Here is a 17,607-nt window from a genome sequence, read left to right on the forward strand (position 1 = left end):
CAAACTCAATTACGAAAAGCACAACCCATTACAGAAGATCGTCTCTCAATCTAGCTCACAATTCGCTAAGAGCGAACGACCCAGGGAACCGTTGCAATAGGAAGCTCCTTTTCTTGAAGAATAAAGGAATTATAAACGCCCGACCAAGCAGAGACCAACTGAGCAGACAGGTGATCAATTCGCTGAGAGAACTCAGGAGTTGCAAACTGAGTCTGTAAAGCACATTGCCATTCTGCTGGAATGCCAACGGTGCTGCTATGGGTTCCAACCAACGCCCCTATCAACGCTCCTACAATATCAAGCTTTATTCCTAATTGAACTGCTCTATTCAGTGCCAAAGATATATTATCTGGAGTTTGCAAGAAGCAGTAGAGAGCGATCGCAATCTCTATGGACATTGGTTTAGTTTCAGCATCCAACTGAAATGCCGCAATCACACCTTGCAACTCCGAGCCGTTTGCTATCAGCCTTTTCAAGATTTCTAGAGTGCTAATTAGCTCGGCTGAGCGAACAACCGACTCAGGCAAAGAAACATGAAGATAAGTCAAGATTTGGGTAGTAAAACTGGCTGGGGTCAGTTGCTCTTTGATTGCCTGGGCGATCGCATAGCCAAAAACAATGACTGCATCTGCTGTGATCAGATCTCCACCCCCTGCCGCTACTGCCTCTACTAAATAGTGACGTTGCTGCGTCAGATTGTCGTAATAAAACAGTGCGATCGGTAGGGTTGCGATCGCAAGCTCTCCAGGGGACAACTTACCCGTGGATTTCCCCGCCAAGGTGGCTGACAGCAATTCTGGCGCAACGATATGTCCTGCCTGAGCTAGCTTTTCTCCCTGCCCAATCGCTGCGACTGTCCATGGAAACGGGGAGCAAGCAGCAGTTTCAGAATTGGATCGATGTGGCAACAAGCGATGTGCCTCACTTCCAAAGCTTTCTCCCATTGCCATGCCGAGGAAACAACCCTGAAACCGACTGAAGAGTGAATGTTTCACAGATTTTGAGCAACTTTCGCTTTGAATTCTGACTCTGGTTTTGTATAGTAGCGCTAAATATCCAAGTCTGATGGCACACGATGCTTCATCTATATAGGTTAAACTCGTTTGGCGAAAGCTACTTTCTCTCGCTTTAGTCTCTGGTAATGAATCAGCTTAATCGATCACTTTGGGATGTCCTCTATGGTTGGTCTCCATAAAATGCTACGGCACCTAGAAATCTGGCGATTCTGTTTTTTGACTCCCGTCGCTATTGGAGTAGGAAGCTGGTTTAGTCTGGCGATCGCAGTCCCAACATTTAGCCAAACACCTAACGCGCCTACTACTAGACCAGTACCCACAAGTTCTGGCATTCCAAGCCGACCCTTACTAAAAGCAGGCAGCCAAGGATCAGAAGTCATTGAACTACAAGGAGTTCTGAAGCTGTTAGGCTATTACGCCGGAGCAACGAATGGTTCCTATGAGCAAACCACGGCGATCGCGGTCACTAAATTTCAGAAAGCCGCTGGGTTGCCTGCCGATGGCGTAGTAGGTTCGGAAACTTGGAATCGGCTGCTGCCACCTTCACCCACTGTCACCGCCTCACCCACTACAAACACTGCTGCCCCACCTTCTAAACCGACCACCTCATTTCCCATTCCCAGTAGTCAAGCCAGCACTAGCGCTCCTGCTAAGCCAGCCACCTCAGCTACCCCTGCCAAAAGCACAGCAACAAAATCACCCACTAGTGAATCAGCCGCCAAGCAAGAACTAATTGCTTTACCTATTTTGCGAGTTGGAACCCAAGGCTCAGCTGTCACTGGATTGCAGGAACGTTTAAGAGCGCTAGGCTATTTGAAAAGTTCAGCAGATGGCGTATTTGGCGCTGAAACTCAAGCCGCTGTTAAAGCTGCCCAAAAGCGATTTAGCCTTGAGCCAGATGGGGTTGTTGGTACCGGAACATGGCTGGTACTCATGCGTTGAGTCGTTGATTGGAGATAAGCACCAACAATCAAATGGGATGTTATCTACTATCGAATGGGATGACCTGCCGCTTCAATCAGTTGCTTAAAGGTCTCTTCGGATGCCTGTGCTTCAATAGTTACCGTCTTTGCATCAAGATCAATATCAATTCTGGCATCTGGCTCAGAAGTCCGAATTGTCTCTTTCAAAATCTGTGCGGATTCCGCATCAATTGTTGGAACGTTTATTGTAAGCGCCATGATATTTCGTATATTTAGAACTTAGTTCATTGTTGAAGAAAACTAGCGCCGTTCGCATATATCCATCGATAGATCCTCACTTGAGTATGTCCACTACTCTTTGGTAAGATATTATTTTTTTGGCTTGATTTCTGCGATGTATCTTGTATTGCCGTAATGTATGTCTAGTCAATGTGCCGAGCTGCTTCAGCAAAATATTTCAAGAATCATGCAGCGGTGGGAAGAGCGGGCACGTGATGAAGTCTATGCCTCAATGCATCAAGACTCGCTTGTTTTGCGAGATTCACTGCCTTTATATCTAAGTCAATTGGTCGGTGAACTCTCTATGCAGATTGACAAGACACCTAACCAAGTTATAGCCGATGAGATAGAAAGCACTCGAACTGGCAAGAAGCATGGGCATGAACGAGCGGGGTATGCGGATTATTCAATGAATCAACTCATTTTTGAGTACCATATTCTCCGCCAAATCATATTTCAGATTTTAGAGGAAGAAGCCCCTTTAAATGTGCGCGATCGCGATATTATCATCGGCTCTATTGAACAAGCGGTGAATGACGCTGCCACTCAATTCTCTGAGACGCTGCAAGATATCCAAGAACTCCTGATGGTGACGATAACTCATGATCTTAGAGGACCGATTAATGTAGTCAAAATGGGAACTCAATTGACCCTGCGCCGGTTGGAAAGAGGAGACACCCACGCGAAGGTGGCGATGAGGATGATGAGTTCGATTGATCGACTAGATTCGATGATTCAAAATCTACTCGATGCGAGTCGGCTGCGAACCGGACAGAAGTTGCAGCTTAAATTTGAAAACTGTGATTTTGAGAAGCTAGTCCAAGACTTAATGGAGGATTTAAACTTTGCCTATGGAGAGCGGTTTGTGGTGGTCTCTGAGTCTCAAATCAGGAGCAGTTGCAGCCCTAAAGAAATACGGCGGGTGATTGAAAACTTAGCGATTAACGCCGTCAAATATGGTTCGCCTGGCACGCCAATTACTGTGACCCTCCAGCAAACTGAAACACAAATCAGCCTTACTGTTCATAATGAAGGCGCTCCGATCGCTCTAGATGCTCAATCAATCTTGTTTCAACAATTTCGTCGAACCACCTGTGCGGAAGATCAAACGGGTTGGGGATTAGGATTATTTTTGGCGAAGAGTATTGTTGAAGCTCATCAAGGAAAAATTGAAGTTGAAAGTGAAGAAGGCAAAGGGACAAGCTTTATTATGATGTTGCCTAAATCTCTTTAGGTAAGTGAGTGGCTTACAGACCTGATCCTGATACATAGCGGGAGATTTTCGGGTAAACATCAGCTTGTAGCGGGTTGATTGAATGAGATTTTAATTACTCTAACGTCGCGTATGTTCATTCTTCTAACCCGCTAAAATGAAGAATGGAACCCTTGTACAACCGCTGCTATGACTACGCCCGTTGAATTTTTGGATGCCTATGATGTGGTCGTGGTTGGAGCCGGACATGCGGGCTGCGAGGCGGCTCTGGCAGCGGCTCGGCTCGGTAGTCGGACGCTGCTGTTAACGCTAAATTTGGACAAGATTGCGTGGCAACCCTGCAATCCGGCGGTGGGCGGTCCGGCAAAATCTCAACTGGTGCATGAAGTGGATGCATTAGGCGGTGAGATTGGCAAAGTCAGCGATCGCACCTATCTGCAAAAGCGAATATTGAACTCCTCCAGAGGTCCGGCGGTATGGGCACTCCGGGCGCAAACCGATAAGCGCGAATATGCCGCCGTGATGAAAGGCATTGTGGAAAATCAGGCAAATTTGACCGTGCGGGAAGGCATGGCAACAGACTTGGTGTTGGGCGCAAACGACGAGGTTATGGGCGTTCAAACCTACTTTGGTGTGGCGTTTCAGTGCAAAACGGTGATTTTGACCACGGGCACCTTTCTGGGCGGACGCATTTGGGTTGGCAACAAATCGATGGAAGCCGGACGTGCCGGAGAATTTGCTGCTGTGGGTCTGACGGATACCCTAAACCGCTTGGGCTTTGAAACCGGGCGACTGAAAACGGGAACTCCTGCACGAGTTGATCGCCGCTCGATTAATTTTGACGTGCTAGAACCACAGCCCGGCGATGAAGAGGTGCGCTGGTTTAGCTTTGATCCGAGCGCCTGGGTTGAGCGCGAACAAATGCCCTGCCACCTAACTCGCACCACAACCGAAACTCACCGAATTATTCAAGAAAACTTGCACCTGTCTCCGGTTTACGGAGGCTGGGTAGATGCTAAAGGTCCGCGCTATTGCCCCAGCATTGAGGACAAAATTGTCCGCTTTGCCGATAAGGAAAGCCATCAGATCTTCCTGGAGCCGGAAGGTCGCGACAGTCCTGAAATCTATGTTCAGGGCTTTTCTACAGGGTTACCCGAAACGCTTCAGCTTGCTATGCTGCGATCGCTCCCCGGTTTAGAACAGTGCGCCCTGCTGCGTCCTGCCTACGCTGTGGAATACGACTATTTGCCTGCAACCCAGTGCTACCCCACCTTAATGACCAAAAAAATCGAGGGGCTGTTTTGCGCTGGACAAATTAACGGCACCACAGGCTATGAAGAAGCCGCTGCCCAAGGCTTTGTCGCCGGATTGAACGCCGCCCGATTCTGTCAGAGTCAGGAGATGATCAACTTCCCCCGCGAACACAGCTACATCGGCACCTTGATTGATGATCTGTGTACTAAAGATCTGCGAGAACCCTATCGGATGTTGACCAGCCGTTCCGAATATCGGCTGCTGCTGCGATCGGATAATGCCGATCAACGCCTCACCCCTTTAGGGCGAGACATTGGATTGATTGATGATCGCCGCTGGCAACTGTTTCAGCAAAAACAGGTGAATATTACTGCTGAAAAGGAGCGGCTGCTTGTGACTCGTGTGAAGGAGCATGACGAGTTGGGTAAAGCGATCGCCGCCCATACGCAGCAATTGATCAAAGGCTCCATCACCCTGGCAGATTTACTGCGGAAACCTGGATTTCATTACGCTAATCTGGTGCAGTTTGGGCTGGGCAATCCTATCCTCGATCGCGCTGAAAAAGAAGCCGCCGAAATCGATATCAAATATTCTGGCTATATCCAGCGGCAACAGCACCAAATTGACTCGATTGCCCGTCAGGAACATCGCAAACTGCCAGCCAATATGGACTACCACGCGATCGCGACTCTCTCCAAAGAATCTCGTGAAAAGCTTTCCAAAGTGCGCCCTCTCACGATTGGGCAAGCAACCCGCATCGGTGGTGTCAATCCTGCCGACATCAACGCCCTGCTCGTTCATCTGGAAATCCAATCCCGTCAAAAATCGGAGGCATTAGTATGACATCGGTGACTGTCCAACTCAACCCCATTTCGCAACTCACCGATGAGCAATTTGTGGAAGTCTGTCGCGCTAATCCAGAGGTTAAATTTGAGCAAACTGCGCAGGGAGAACTGATTATTGTGGCACCTACGGGCGGAGAAACAGGCAGCTATAACTCAGAACTGAACGCAGATTTTGTTGTGTGGAATCGTCGAACCCAGTTAGGCGTTGTTTTTGACTCTTCCACCTGCTTTGTTTTGCCCAATAATGCCAAGAGATCGCCCGATGTTTCCTGGATTGCAAAAGAACGTTGGACAGCACTCACCCTTGAGAGTCTCAGGAAATTTCCAGCGATCGCGCCCGATTTCGTGTTGGAATTGCTGTCTCCCAGTGACAGTTTGGCGGATGCTCAAGCCAAAATGCGCGAGTATTCAGACAACGGCGTGCGTCTAGGCTGGCTAATTGATCCAGAAACGAAACAGGTCGAAGTCTATCGCCAAGGGCAGTCTGTTGGGACATTGTCGCATCCAAACACCTTATCCAATGAAGACGTGCTTCCCGGATTTATCTTGAACGTGGATTCAATTTGGAAGTGATTGGAATCAGACTGAAGTTTAAGGAGGCGTTCACAGTAATTTCATTATGCGCTGCGCGACTATCAACAGCGCGAACGCCGATTTGGAAAATTGTAGGTCATTCTATCCTAGAAGAAAAATTCACTTAGTGTAAGCGAAAACTGGCTGACCGAACTAGAAGCGGATTGAATGCACAATCTTTTGTGCGCGATCACGACGCATCAAAACGCAGAAATTAGTCGAAGAATAATCAGTCCCTATAAGCAAGGGGGAAAAGCGCTTAATCTTTTATGATTGACAAAACAGAAACCCAGAACCAATCGATGATCGAAGTTGTTAATGCAGATCTTCCTACGCCTCATCATGCAAATGCAGTAGTGCAACTGATGAATCAGTATGCGCTTGATCCAATGGGGGGTGGTAAAGGTCTATCCGAATATGTCAAAGCCAACCTTCCAGCAGAACTTGCAAAGAGAAGAACAGCGCATGTCATTCTTGCATTCGTTGATGCTGAACCTGCCGGACTCATCATCTGCTTAGAAGGGTTCTCTACATTTGCGTGTAAGCCATTACTCAATATCCATGATGTTATCGTCGCTCAACCTCATCGAGGCAACGGCTTGTCGAAACTGATGTTGCAAGAGGCAGAAGCGATCGCTCTTGATTTAGGCTGTTGTAAGCTTACTTTAGAAGTACTGGAAGGAAACCATATTGCTCAGCAAGCATATGAGGCTTTTGGATTCAGTGGCTATGAGCTAGATCCTCAGATGGGTAAAGCACTTTTTTGGGAGAAAAAACTCTGTACTCCTCCTGTGTAGGATTAACAGCATATTTAAAATATGCCTTAAATCAACATCAAGGATAAGCTGGCGAGAGAGCGGCATCAGTTTGGCTGGCACTGGCACCGGAGTAGACTAAACCGCGCTGCATGTCTAGCGTGATGATTTCGCCTTCCCGGATTGCTGAGGTGGCATCTTTCACGCCCACAATCACCGGAATTCCAAGCCTTAAACCAATTACAGCAGCATGGCTGGTTAAGCTCGCATCTTCCGTAATAATTCCAGAGGCTTTCCGCACTGCCTCGATCAAATCAGCACTCGTGCTAGAAGCGACTAAAATTTCTCCTGGATTAAAGTTGCTGGCTTCAAAGCCATTATGTACGACTCTAGCTCTGCCGCTAACTGACCCACCTTGCCCAATGCCAATCCCTTTACCGCGCACCGCTGTAACGATTTCTACCTTGACCAAATCTGTGGAGCCTGACACACCCTGAAGTGTACCTGCCGTCATCACTACTAAATCGCCTTCTTGCAGCAGTTGCTTTTCTTGGGCAACACTGACGGCTGCCTGAAAGGTTTGTCCAGTGGAGGGAAGATCCAGTACCAATAAGGGTTTTACTCCCCAAACGAGTTGCAGTTGTCGCGCCACATCCACGTGAGGAGTCACCGCTAAAATCGGTTTTTGGGGACGAAACTTTGAAACATTCCGAGCCGTTGCACCGCTTTTAGTCAGGGTCATGATGGCGGCCGCATCCAGTTGTCCGGCAATCCGTGCGACTGCCTGACTAATGGCATTGGGGATCGATCGCCCACTGTCAGTCATCTGCCGAATCGGTGGCTCTTGCTCAATCCGTAAGGCAATCTGCGCCATGGTTTTGACTGCTTCGATCGGGTATTTGCCCACAGCAGTTTCGTTCGATAGCATAATCGCATCGGTGCCATCTAAAATAGCATTTGCCACATCCGAAACTTCGGCGCGCGTCGGACGAGGGCTGTGAACCATACTGTCGAGCATTTGGGTTGCGGTGATTACCGGGATGCCACGACGGTTTGCTGTTGCAATCAGGCGCTTCTGCAAAATTGGCACATCTTCAGCCGGCAATTCTACGCCCAGATCGCCCCGCGCTACCATCACCCCATCACTAATGGCGAGGATTGCTTCCATTTCCTCGATCGCTTCGTGCTTCTCAATCTTGACGATTACAGGCACTTGTTTGCCAGCGGCGGAGATCAACTCTTTAATTTCCAGCACATCCTGCGGATTGCGGACAAAGCTGAGCGCAACCCAATCAACCCCTTGGTCTAACCCAAAGGTGAGGTCTTTGCGATCTTTATCAGTGATCGCTTTGATGGACAAATATACACCGGGAAAGTTTACTCCTTTATTGTTGGAGAGTACGCCACCCACCACGACTTGACAGTGCAGTTCGCCTGCTGATCGCTTCACTTCTTCCACGCGCATTTCCACTCTGCCGTCATCCAGCAAAATAGTGGCACCTGCGGGCACTTCATCGGCAAGCAGGTCATAAGTAACGCAATTCATGGTTTGGTTACCCGTCATTAAGTTGCTGGTGAGGATGTAGGGATCGCCCGTTTTTAGAACAATTGAGCCATCTTCAAAGCGTCCCAGCCGAATTTTTGGACCCTGCAAATCCTGCAAAATCCCCACGGGCTGATTCAACTCGAAAGAGAGTTGCCGAATCAACCGAATACTACGTTGATGGTCGTCGTGGGTGCCATGGGAAAAATTGAGTCGGAGAGTGGTTGCGCCAGCCTCAATCAGCGATCGCAGCACTTCAGGGCTACTTGTCGCGGGACCAATCGTTGCAACAATCTTCGTTCGGCGCTGGGATGCTTGCAATTGCATGGATGACTGTGAGGGTAAAGATTACTTAAAGTTCAAATACTTCTACTTTGGAACACTTTGCTAAAGCGTTCCCCTGGTTTCTTACTCTATTCCGTATTTCTTCTGAGTTTCCGGTCTCTTCTTAGCACTAAAAAACTCTATGAAGGAGTTTAAGGGAAATGTAGCGCTGAGACAAATATATGGAAACGGGACTGGGAAAAGTAGGGTGGCGAAATCTGAAAGATTTCATTGAGGAATAGGGGTAACAGCGAAACGGGTCATGAAAGACAGTGTTTGAAGTCAGCAAAGGGATACTATCACGTTATTGGCATATTATTGGGGCAATTCAATCTGCCATTCTTGCAGTGCGATCTCGATCCCGTGGCGCAACTCAGGGGAAATATCCTGGTTAACCTGTAAGGCTGTGAGCTGTTGGTGGGTTTGTTGGGGCTGAATTTGCTTTAATGCGGCGATCACGTGCAGTCGAACTCCTGCATCGTGACTTGCCAAAAGCTGGATCAATGGCTGGATGGCGGCAGGCTGCTGTAACTGCCCCAATGCCACCGCAATCGCCTGCTGAATCAGGGGAGTTTGCCCAAACTCCTGGGTTAAAGCTTGAGTCAAGACTTGAGCCGCAGCACTTTTCAGGGTGGGATCAGTCCACCGGCCCAAAGCAATCACAATTTCTTGATACACTCGATCAGTTTTATGGCTCGGCTGTAACAAATTTTGCAGCGAGTAAAATGCAGGCTGCGTGCCAATCCATGCCAGCGCTCGAACGATCTCTATTTGCAGTATTTCTGGCGTGTTGACGGCGGAGATCGCGCGACTGAGGGCACCGACCGCAGCCTCCGTGCCGATGCGTCCAAGGGCGATCGCGGCTTGTTGGCAAACGCCAATATTTAGATCCCACAGGCGGTCAACGAAGCGATCCACCAGACCTAAATCATCAGTCAAATCGGTGCGAACGGCTAACCCAGCGATCGCAGCGCGACGAACGGTCGCAACCGGATCGGTTAAGGCTTGAATCAAAATCGGCGGCACTTGCGGATCATGGAAGCTGCCCAGTGCCTCAATTGTCATCGCTCGAATGGTGGCATCGTCATCATGCACCACTGTTTGCAAGGGCGCGATCGTTGCAGAATGGCGAATTTGCGCTAAAGCCTGGACGGCGAGTAAGCGGTTTTCCGGCACGCTCAACAAATCGGTCAGGGGAGCGATCGCGCGAGTACCAAAGTTTGCCAGCACTCCAGATGCCATTTCGCGCAAGTCCTCTTCTTCGGCGTTTAATAGTTCCACTAATGCCTGAATTGCCGCAGGATGATTGGCATCGCCTAAAAGCCGAACACCAAACCAGCGAGTCTCTGGCTCTTCGTCTTCATCTTTCACCAGCGTAATCAATGGCGAAATGGCTGCTTCACCAAAGCCAGGAAATACTTTAGCAACGTCCCAACGTTCTTGAAAGTCGCCTAACTTCAGCACCGCGATCGCCATGTGAACTAACGCTGCAATTTCATCTGTGGATAATTGGGTCCAGTTGCCCGCATGGTAGCGCTGCTGTAGCTCTTGCGCCACGGCTGACCAGTCGCCCTGCTGGGCAGTGGCTTGCATTTGGCTGACCCAACTCACCATTGCAGTGGCACTATCACTTTCCTAAAAAGCTAAAGGCACGAAACTTGTGCGCTTGTATTTCGATTCGCCTTGCAAGGCGATCGCAGACTAAATGACAGAGTTCAAAGATGAGTTCATCTTCTACCTTGTAATATGCCAGCGTTCCTTCGCTGCGGCGGCTTAATATGCCAGTTTGTACCATGACCTTCAAATGCTTAGAAACATTTGCCTGACTGGTATCCATCTCTTCAACTAAGTCTTGCACACATCTTTCACCATCTCGAAGCAAGTTCAATATTCTGAGACGGGTTGGTTCACCCAAGACACTGAAGTAAGCAGCCAGTTGTTGAACAACTTCTGGCGGAACCGGCTGGGAAGAGTTCATGAGCAATTGTGAAATGATGTGAGGAGCACTGATCCCCAGATTTTAACGAGTCACCCGGAACATCGCAAGGTAGGAGAACAACCTTAATTAAACTTCAAGGGTGCTCGGTTGTCCCAGAACTATTAATTTGTTACGGAGTCACTCGCATTAATGGCTGATTATATTCCACTGGTTCCCCATTCTGAACCAATATTTCAATAATCTCTCCTGCCACTTCTGCCTCAATTTCATTCATCAACTTCATGGCTTCGATAATGCATACGGTTTGTCCAGACCGGATGCGATCGCCCGTTTCAACAAATGGCAGTTCATCTGGTGCGGGGGAACGATAGAATGTTCCAACCATCGGAGACAAAATTTCGAGATAGCGGCGATCGCTGTTGGGTGGCAGCGCCACGGTTGTCGATGGCGACGGCGAAGTCTCTACAGATTTAGTATCCCCCCCGGTTGTTGCCGATGGCGTTGGAACCACTTCAGGAGTGACCACACGGGTTACCCCTGCTAAAAGTTGATCATCCCCCCGCAGCCCTCGACGGATGATCAACTCAAAATCGGAGCTTTTCAGCGTCAACTCTGCAATATCCGTCTGATTAATCGCTGCTAGCAGTTCACGGAGTTCATTCAAATTCAACGACACAATACGTGCAGACCTCTTAGATAGGAGCTAGAAATTTTAACTCGTCTTACTCACGACCCAAATAGCTATCCGTGCGAGTGTCAATCTTGATTCTCTCGCCTGTGGTGATAAACAGGGGCACCATGACTTGGGCACCCGTTTCCACAATGGCAGGCTTGTTTCCACCCGTGGCAGTATCCCCCTTAAAACCCGGATCAGTTTGGGTAACTTCCAGAACTACAGAATTGGGCAGTTCCACTTCCATAATTTTGTCACCCCAGCGAACCACGTTGACTTCCATACCTTCTTTGAGATACTTCACGCGATCGCCAATTTGAGCCACACTTAACTGCGTTTCCTCGTAGCTCTCCATATCCATAAAGACGAAGCTATCTCCTTCTTTATAGGTATATTGCATCGTACTTTTATCCAAATTAGCTTGAGGAAGCGTTTCGCCCGCCCGAAACGTTTTTTCAACCACACTACCTGTCTGCACATTCTTTAGCTTTGTACGAACAAAAGCGGCTCCCTTTCCTGGCTTGACATGGAGAAACTCCACTACTCGCCAGACATTACCGTCCAGTTCAATACTCACGCCTGGTCGAAAATCATTACTGGAAATCATTGGTCTAGAGCTTTAGCAAATAATGATTGGCAATTTATTTTACCGCTCAGATGAGCGCAATCCATCAATCAAGCTCAAGGAACCTCAGAAAAACCAACTAATTCTTGCAATCACCAGTTTCCTATGAGCGTTTTCAGCGTCGCCCTATGGCAAGATAGGAAGTTGATGCGGCTGGTCTAAGCGCTCAAACGTTGTGCCAATTTAGCGAGCAGTAGACATGCAATACTCTGGAATCAATCTCCTGAAGCACTGGTTAAAAATGGGGCTGACCCTGTGCCTGCTGGTCACCCTTGCGATCGGGCTAAGCGCCGCGAAGCCAGTTCAAATTAGTCGCCTACCCGCAGGGAACGCAATTACCGACGGTAGTGCCCTATTGCGCGATGCCTTGCCTATCGATAACACTGCAATTCGAGATTTGCAAGAAAGCCTGGAAGATATTACTGAAAAACTGCGGTCACAGAGTCGTTGGGGCGCGATTACAGGCGATATTAGCCGTGCTACCCGCATCGCAACCGATAAACAGGCGGCGATTTTGGCGAGCATTCCTAGCGATCGCCAGCCCGGTGCGATCGCTTTACTCGACCAGATCAAGGCAGGTTTGCCCGCTTTACAAACAGCGAACGAAGCAAAAGACCGAGTGCAGGTGATGGCTGAACGAGGCAAAGTCCTGAATTTGGTTGGGCAAATTGAAGAACTGATGGTGCAGCAATTTCCCTATGAGGTGCCTGAAACCTATAGCAATCTGCCTCAGCTAAAAGGACGGGCGAAGGTGGAATTTACCACTAATAAAGGCAAAATTGTTTCAGTGATCGACGGCTACAGCGCCCCCGTCACCGCTGGAAACTTCATCGATCTGGTGCAGCGTGGATTTTATAACGGATTGCCCTTTACTCGTGCAGAAGAATCCTATGTGCTGCAAGTGGGCGATCCACCTGGGGCGGAAGTCGGCTTTGTAGATCCCCAAACAAAACAGTACCGTGCGATTCCGTTAGAAGTAAAAGTCAAGGCTGATCCAGTTCCGGTATATGGCATTACGTTAGAAGATGCGGGACGATTTCGTGAGCAGCCTGTTTTGCCGTTCTCTGCCTATGGCGCAATGGCTTTGGCGCGTCCTGATACTGACCCGAACGGTGGCTCATCCCAGTTTTTCTTCTTCCTGTTTGATTCAGAGCTCACTCCTGCTGGAGCCAACTTGCTAGACGGGCGCTATGCCATTTTTGGCTTTGTGGTGGAAGGAAAAGAGGTGCTAAAGGAACTTCGAGCAGGCGACAAGATTGAGTCTGCCAAGGTGATTGAAGGCTTGGACAAGTTTCAAGAGCCTGCTTCGGCATAGTCTTAGGTTTGAACCTGCGATTTAAAGTTGCTACCCGCTAAGAAACTGCTCAGTTTCTTAGCGGGTTTTTAGTTTCCGCTAGAAGAGTTGGAGGGAAGAAGATGAACAATTTGGACTCTGAACTCAGCGTTCGTGAATTGGGGGAACAGGGCTTGCTGAAACGGCTGCAAGCATTTTGTCCGGCTGAGCTGGTGGGGGATGATGCGGCAGTATTGACGACTCAGCCAGACAAATCGTTAGTGGTGACGGCGGATGTGCTGGTGGATGGAGTTCACTTTAGCGATCGCACCACCAGCCCAGAAGATGCGGGTTGGCGAGCCGCTGCGGCAAACTTATCCGATCTAGCAGCCATGGGGGCAACTCCAATCGGCATCACCGTTGGTTTGGGTGTGCCGGGAAATCTAGCGATCGCCTGGGTAGAACGTCTCTATCAAGGCCTAACGGAGTGTTTGACCCAGTACAACGCCGTGATTGTCGGTGGGGATGTGGTGCGATCGCCGGTGACAACGGTTGCCATCACTGCCTTTGGGCAAGCTGACCCAAACCAGTTGATTCGTCGGGCAGCCGCCCAACCCAGACAGGCGATCGTGGTGACGGGTGTGCATGGAGCATCCCGCGCTGGCTTGGAACTATTGCTCCATGCGGAGCAGGGAACCGATCTGACTCCCGGCGATCGCGCCGCTCTGATTCGCGCCCATCAACGCCCTATCCCCCGCCTAGATGTGTTGCCCTTGCTTTTCTCACCCCTCTATCCCTCCATTTCCTCTATTGCTGGAATGGATAGCAGCGATGGACTTGCTGATGCCGTACTGCAAATTTGCCGCGCCAGTGGTGTGGGTGCCTGGATCGATCGCTGCCAAATTCCCATTCCAGCCGCATTATCTGGCTGGGTGGGTGCCGAGCAAGCAATAAAATGGGCGCTGTATGGCGGGGAAGACTTTGAGCTAGTGCTATGTTTGCCAACCGATTTGGCAGTGAAATTGGTTGACCAATTGGAACAGAGTGCGATGATTGGGATGACCACCACGCAGCCGGATGTATGGTTGGTCGATTCGAGTCACACCTATCCTGATGAGCGTTTGAGCCTTGAACAAGGATTTCAGCACTTTTGTTAACTCGATCGCCGTTAGAATGCGATCGCCTCGGCTGCTGCGCCTACTCAGATGGCTGCTGGTGCTGTTGACGGTTGGTTGGTTCCTGTTGGGCATTGGCTGTCAGATTGTTGCCGAAAGCCTGTGGTTCAAAGAGGTCGGCTATGCCGAAGCTCTATGGGTCCGACTGGGCACCAAATCAGCGGTGTGGAGCGCGGTCACTAGCGTTAGCCTGTTGTGGCTGTTAGGCAATTTGTGGCTAGCAAAGCGATTGCAGCATCCGAAAAATGAGAATGCAGAATGGAAATGGGAAACGCAACTCTCCACGATTCCAAATCCCTTAGCACAGCGTCAAAAACGTCGTGCTGCGCCGCACGAGACAATCGACTCCCCTTCGATTTCCTTTGGCCGGCTGGTGCTGCTGGCGTTGGGATTGAGTATCGCGATCGCCGTGTTAGTTTTTCATCAGGTTCAAACTGGGGTAACGCTGTGGCAAGCCAAGGCAACTCAAACGTTGCTGCCTGTGCCCGATCGCTTTCAACTGAAGGCTATCTGGAATGTAGGCAAAACGCTGTTGCAATCTGAAGTTCCGTTTCCTTACAGTAATTTTGGGTTCTGGATTGCGCTGGTTATCGCCCTGCTGATCTTCCCCCAATTTCTGCTCAGCCTCCTTGCGATCGCCCTCAGCGTGGGATTTGGATTTGTGCTGTCTGCCAACTGGAGCAGAATACTTCTGTTTTTCCATGCCAGTCCTTTCAACCGAGCAGATCCGCTATTTTCCAAAGATATTGGGTTCTATATATTTTCACTGCCCATCTGGCAACTGTTGGAGTTTTGGCTCGTTGGCTTAAGTGCTTATAGCTTGCTTGCCGTCAGTTTGATCTATTTACTATCTGGCAACAGTCTCAGTCAGGGACGGTTTATCGGAATTTCTGGGCGGCAACAGCGCCATCTGTGTGGTTTGGCGGGTTGTTGGCTGCTAGTCGTGGGGTTGGGTTATTGGCTGAGTCACTATGAATTGCTGTATTCAACTCAGGGTGTTGTATTTGGCGCAGGTTATACCGATGTTTGGGTGAATCTGCCCGTCTGCCTGGGTATGGCACTGTTGGCGATCGCGATCGCTCTCCCCCTATTCGGGTATGCTCTGCCCAAACATCGCCTGTTTGCTATTGCTCCTCACTTTTCTGATTCGCCCCTCACCAAATCTTCTGCGGGAACGCGCGATCGCCCCTCGTCAGTTCCCCTTCCCTTTCTATTACTCGTTAGCTACTTTCTGCTGGTGCCGCTGACGACGGTGCTGCCAATGGTCGTTCAAAACGTTATCGTTCAGCCCAACGAACTTGCCCGCGAGCAGCCTTTTATTAGCCGCAACATTTCCTTAACGCGAGCAGCGTTTGGTCTAGAAAATATTCAGGTAGAGACGTTTAACCCGTCCGACAAACTGACCTACGCTGATATTGAAAAAAATGAGCCGACCATTGGGAATATTCGCTTATGGGATACTCGACCGCTGCTGGCGACTAACCGCCAACTCCAGCAAATTCGCCCTTACTATCGCTTTGCGGATGCCGACATCGATCGCTACACCCTGGCTAGCCAACCCAACGAACCCGCCGCCATACAGCAGGTGCTCATTGCCGCACGAGAACTGGATTATAGCGCCGTGCCAACGGAAGCAAAAACCTGGGTCAATGAACATTTGGTTTATACCCATGGCTATGGCTTTACCATGAGTCCCGTGAACGAGGTCGCGCCGGGTGGTTTACCCGACTATTTTGTGAAAGATATTGGCACGAATGCTCAGGCAGCGACAGGAGCGCTCAACACTTCTAATCCTGCTATCCGGGCTAATATTCCAATCGGTCAGCCGCGCATTTATTATGGCGAGATTTCTAATACCTACGTCATGACTGGCGGACAGTTGCAAGAGCTTGACTATCCCAGCGGTAGTGAGAATGTTTACAACACGTACGCTGGCGAGGGAGGTGTGGCGATCGCGCCCTTTTGGAAGCGCCTACTGTTTGCTCGCTATCTCAACGATTGGCAAATGGTATTGACCAACTATTTCACGCCGAAGACGAAGTTGCTGTTTCGCCGCAACATCCTGGACCGGGTGCAGGCGATCGCTCCTTTTTTACACTACGACCACGATCCCTACATCGTCACAGCCGATATTGGGTGCCAGGGCTTAAACCTGAACTGTCAAAACCCAACCCCAACTTCCACAGCCACTTCATCTGCCACTCCTAATTATCTGTACTGGATGTTGGATGCTTACACCACTAGCGATCACTACCCCTACTCTCAACCCAGTCTGCATCTTGCCCAAGCAACCAACGATGCTAAACAGCCGCCGTTGAACTACATGCGGAACGCGGTCAAAGTTGTGATTGATGCTTACAACGGCTCCGTCAATTTCTATATTGCTGATCCGTCCGATCCAATGATTCAAAGTTGGGCAGCGATTTTTCCTGGCTTGTTCAAGCCGCTCAGCGCTATGCCTGCTGCACTTCAGAGCCATCTTCGCTATCCTGCTGATTTGTTTGGGGTGCAATCTGAACGGCTGATGACTTACCACATGACCGATCCAAAAGTGTTTTATAACCAGGAAGATCAGTGGCAAATTCCCGATGAAATTTATCGAGATGAGACTCAGCCCGTTGATCCATATTTTTTGATCACCAACTTGCCAACGGTTGAAGAGGCGGAAGAGTTTATTTTGTTGTTGCCCTTTAAACCTCGCCAGCGAACCAACTTAACGGCATGGCTAGCAGCACGATCGGATGGAGCCAGCTATGGCAAGCAATTGCTCTATGTTTTTCCCAAGGGACAATTGGTTTATGGAATTGAACAAATCGAGGCGCGGATCAATCAAGATCCAGTCATTTCGCAAAAAATCACGCTGTGGAATCGCGTAGGCTCACGAGCGTTGCAGGGAAATTTACTGGTGGTGCCCATTGAGCAGTCATTGCTCTATGTGGAACCGCTCTATTTAGAAGCTGAGAAGAATAGCTTGCCCACTTTAGTCAGCGTGATTGTTGCTTATGGAAACCGGATCGCGATCGCAGACAGTTTTGCAGAAGCCCTAAAAGCAATTTTTCAACCGCAACAACCCGTAACTCCAGCGATCGTCCGCCCTGTCGAGTAAACCTAATCTATGCCAAAAGATACTTGTCAATTTATTGCTTAGTTAACCACTTGACTCATTTTTTGGGAACTTTAAGTTGGCTATAAATGTA

General features: G+C 49.4%; 15 protein-coding genes. 8 read left to right on the forward strand and 7 right to left on the reverse strand.

Annotated elements, in window-relative coordinates; all coding sequences use genetic code 11:
• Window positions 1–65: 65 nt before the first annotated feature.
• Window positions 66–995 carry an ADP-ribosylglycohydrolase family protein gene (locus JOY44_RS03755; RefSeq protein WP_171572383.1) on the reverse strand — a complete coding sequence of 310 codons (930 nt, stop codon included), beginning with the start codon at window positions 993–995 and terminating at the stop codon, window positions 66–68.
• Between the two features lie 183 nt (window positions 996–1,178).
• Between JOY44_RS03755 and JOY44_RS31255 the strand changes: the two genes are divergently transcribed.
• Window positions 1,179–1,958, forward strand: a complete 780-nt coding sequence (locus tag JOY44_RS31255) for a peptidoglycan-binding domain-containing protein (protein ID WP_197984935.1) — start codon at window positions 1,179–1,181, stop codon at window positions 1,956–1,958.
• A 47-nt stretch (window positions 1,959–2,005) separates the two neighbouring features.
• Here the strand turns inward: JOY44_RS31255 and JOY44_RS03765 are convergent, their stop codons facing one another.
• Complete coding sequence (locus JOY44_RS03765) at window positions 2,006–2,197, reverse strand: heavy metal transport/detoxification protein (RefSeq protein WP_171572384.1); 192 nt, start codon at window positions 2,195–2,197, stop codon at window positions 2,006–2,008.
• Window positions 2,198–2,357: 160 nt separating this feature from the next.
• Between JOY44_RS03765 and JOY44_RS03770 the strand changes: the two genes are divergently transcribed.
• The 4 genes from JOY44_RS03770 to JOY44_RS03785 all read left to right on the forward strand — a co-directional run bounded on the left by JOY44_RS03770 (window position 2,358) and on the right by JOY44_RS03785 (window position 6,900).
• Entirely contained in the window at window positions 2,358–3,452 is a 1,095-nt protein-coding gene (locus tag JOY44_RS03770; protein ID WP_171572385.1) for a sensor histidine kinase, read from the forward strand.
• Window positions 3,453–3,620: 168 nt separating this feature from the next.
• Window positions 3,621–5,528, forward strand: coding sequence for a tRNA uridine-5-carboxymethylaminomethyl(34) synthesis enzyme MnmG (mnmG, locus tag JOY44_RS03775; protein ID WP_171572386.1), 1,908 nt, complete (start codon window positions 3,621–3,623; stop codon window positions 5,526–5,528).
• Window positions 5,525–6,103 carry a Uma2 family endonuclease gene (locus tag JOY44_RS03780; protein WP_171572387.1) on the forward strand — a complete coding sequence of 193 codons (579 nt, stop codon included), beginning with the start codon at window positions 5,525–5,527 and terminating at the stop codon, window positions 6,101–6,103. The genes mnmG and JOY44_RS03780 overlap by 4 nt, the downstream gene beginning before the upstream one ends.
• A 302-nt stretch (window positions 6,104–6,405) precedes the next feature.
• A complete protein-coding gene (locus tag JOY44_RS03785) occupies window positions 6,406–6,900 on the forward strand; it encodes a GNAT family N-acetyltransferase (protein WP_171573684.1) in 495 nt (164 codons plus the stop codon).
• Window positions 6,901–6,937: 37 nt separating this feature from the next.
• Here the strand turns inward: JOY44_RS03785 and pyk are convergent, their stop codons facing one another.
• From pyk to efp, 5 genes are all read right to left on the reverse strand, one after another.
• A complete protein-coding gene (gene pyk, locus JOY44_RS03790) occupies window positions 6,938–8,728 on the reverse strand; it encodes a pyruvate kinase (RefSeq protein WP_171572388.1) in 1,791 nt (596 codons plus the stop codon).
• 312 nt (window positions 8,729–9,040) lie between these two features.
• On the reverse strand, window positions 9,041–10,339 hold the full coding sequence (locus JOY44_RS03795; RefSeq protein ID WP_171572389.1) for a HEAT repeat domain-containing protein: 1,299 nt from the start codon (window positions 10,337–10,339) through the stop codon (window positions 9,041–9,043).
• 13 nt (window positions 10,340–10,352) lie between these two features.
• On the reverse strand, window positions 10,353–10,703 hold the full coding sequence (locus JOY44_RS03800) for an ArsR/SmtB family transcription factor (protein ID WP_171572390.1): 351 nt from the start codon (window positions 10,701–10,703) through the stop codon (window positions 10,353–10,355).
• A gap of 130 nt (window positions 10,704–10,833) precedes the next feature.
• Entirely contained in the window at window positions 10,834–11,328 is a 495-nt protein-coding gene (accB, locus tag JOY44_RS03805; RefSeq protein ID WP_307821843.1) for an acetyl-CoA carboxylase biotin carboxyl carrier protein, read from the reverse strand.
• Between the two features lie 58 nt (window positions 11,329–11,386).
• Window positions 11,387–11,944 carry an elongation factor P gene (gene efp, locus JOY44_RS03810; protein ID WP_171572392.1) on the reverse strand — a complete coding sequence of 186 codons (558 nt, stop codon included), beginning with the start codon at window positions 11,942–11,944 and terminating at the stop codon, window positions 11,387–11,389.
• Between the two features lie 217 nt (window positions 11,945–12,161).
• On the opposite strand from efp, the gene JOY44_RS03815 reads away from it, so the two are divergent.
• The 3 genes from JOY44_RS03815 (at window position 12,162) to JOY44_RS03825 (ending at window position 17,516) form a co-directional block, all read left to right on the forward strand.
• The gene (locus JOY44_RS03815; protein WP_171572393.1) at window positions 12,162–13,277 is read left to right on the forward strand and encodes a peptidylprolyl isomerase; all 1,116 of its coding nucleotides are present in this window, start codon (window positions 12,162–12,164) and stop codon (window positions 13,275–13,277) included.
• 101 nt (window positions 13,278–13,378) lie between these two features.
• The gene (gene thiL / locus JOY44_RS03820) at window positions 13,379–14,392 is read left to right on the forward strand and encodes a thiamine-phosphate kinase (protein ID WP_171572394.1); all 1,014 of its coding nucleotides are present in this window, start codon (window positions 13,379–13,381) and stop codon (window positions 14,390–14,392) included.
• The gene (locus JOY44_RS03825; RefSeq protein WP_197984938.1) at window positions 14,364–17,516 is read left to right on the forward strand and encodes a UPF0182 family protein; all 3,153 of its coding nucleotides are present in this window, start codon (window positions 14,364–14,366) and stop codon (window positions 17,514–17,516) included. The genes thiL and JOY44_RS03825 overlap by 29 nt, the downstream gene beginning before the upstream one ends.
• Window positions 17,517–17,607: the final 91 nt, after the last annotated feature.

This window comes from Leptolyngbya sp. Cla-17 (assembly GCF_016807185.1).
Taxonomy (GTDB): domain Bacteria; phylum Cyanobacteriota; class Cyanobacteriia; order Leptolyngbyales; family Leptolyngbyaceae; genus ULC077BIN1.

Coding starts and splice junctions, on each gene's coding strand:
- JOY44_RS31255 (WP_197984935.1), top strand. CDS start 1,179: ATGGTTGGTCTCCATAAAATGCTACGGCACCTAGAAATCTGGCGATTC.
- JOY44_RS03765 (WP_171572384.1), bottom strand. CDS start 2,197: ATGGCGCTTACAATAAACGTTCCAACAATTGATGCGGAATCCGCACAG.
- JOY44_RS03770 (WP_171572385.1), top strand. CDS start 2,358: ATGTCTAGTCAATGTGCCGAGCTGCTTCAGCAAAATATTTCAAGAATC.
- mnmG (WP_171572386.1), top strand. CDS start 3,621: ATGACTACGCCCGTTGAATTTTTGGATGCCTATGATGTGGTCGTGGTT.
- JOY44_RS03780 (WP_171572387.1), top strand. CDS start 5,525: ATGACATCGGTGACTGTCCAACTCAACCCCATTTCGCAACTCACCGAT.
- JOY44_RS03785 (WP_171573684.1), top strand. CDS start 6,406: ATGATCGAAGTTGTTAATGCAGATCTTCCTACGCCTCATCATGCAAAT.
- pyk (WP_171572388.1), bottom strand. CDS start 8,728: ATGCAATTGCAAGCATCCCAGCGCCGAACGAAGATTGTTGCAACGATT.
- JOY44_RS03795 (WP_171572389.1), bottom strand. CDS start 10,339: ATGGTGAGTTGGGTCAGCCAAATGCAAGCCACTGCCCAGCAGGGCGAC.
- JOY44_RS03800 (WP_171572390.1), bottom strand. CDS start 10,703: ATGAACTCTTCCCAGCCGGTTCCGCCAGAAGTTGTTCAACAACTGGCT.
- efp (WP_171572392.1), bottom strand. CDS start 11,944: ATGATTTCCAGTAATGATTTTCGACCAGGCGTGAGTATTGAACTGGAC.
- JOY44_RS03815 (WP_171572393.1), top strand. CDS start 12,162: ATGCAATACTCTGGAATCAATCTCCTGAAGCACTGGTTAAAAATGGGG.
- thiL (WP_171572394.1), top strand. CDS start 13,379: ATGAACAATTTGGACTCTGAACTCAGCGTTCGTGAATTGGGGGAACAG.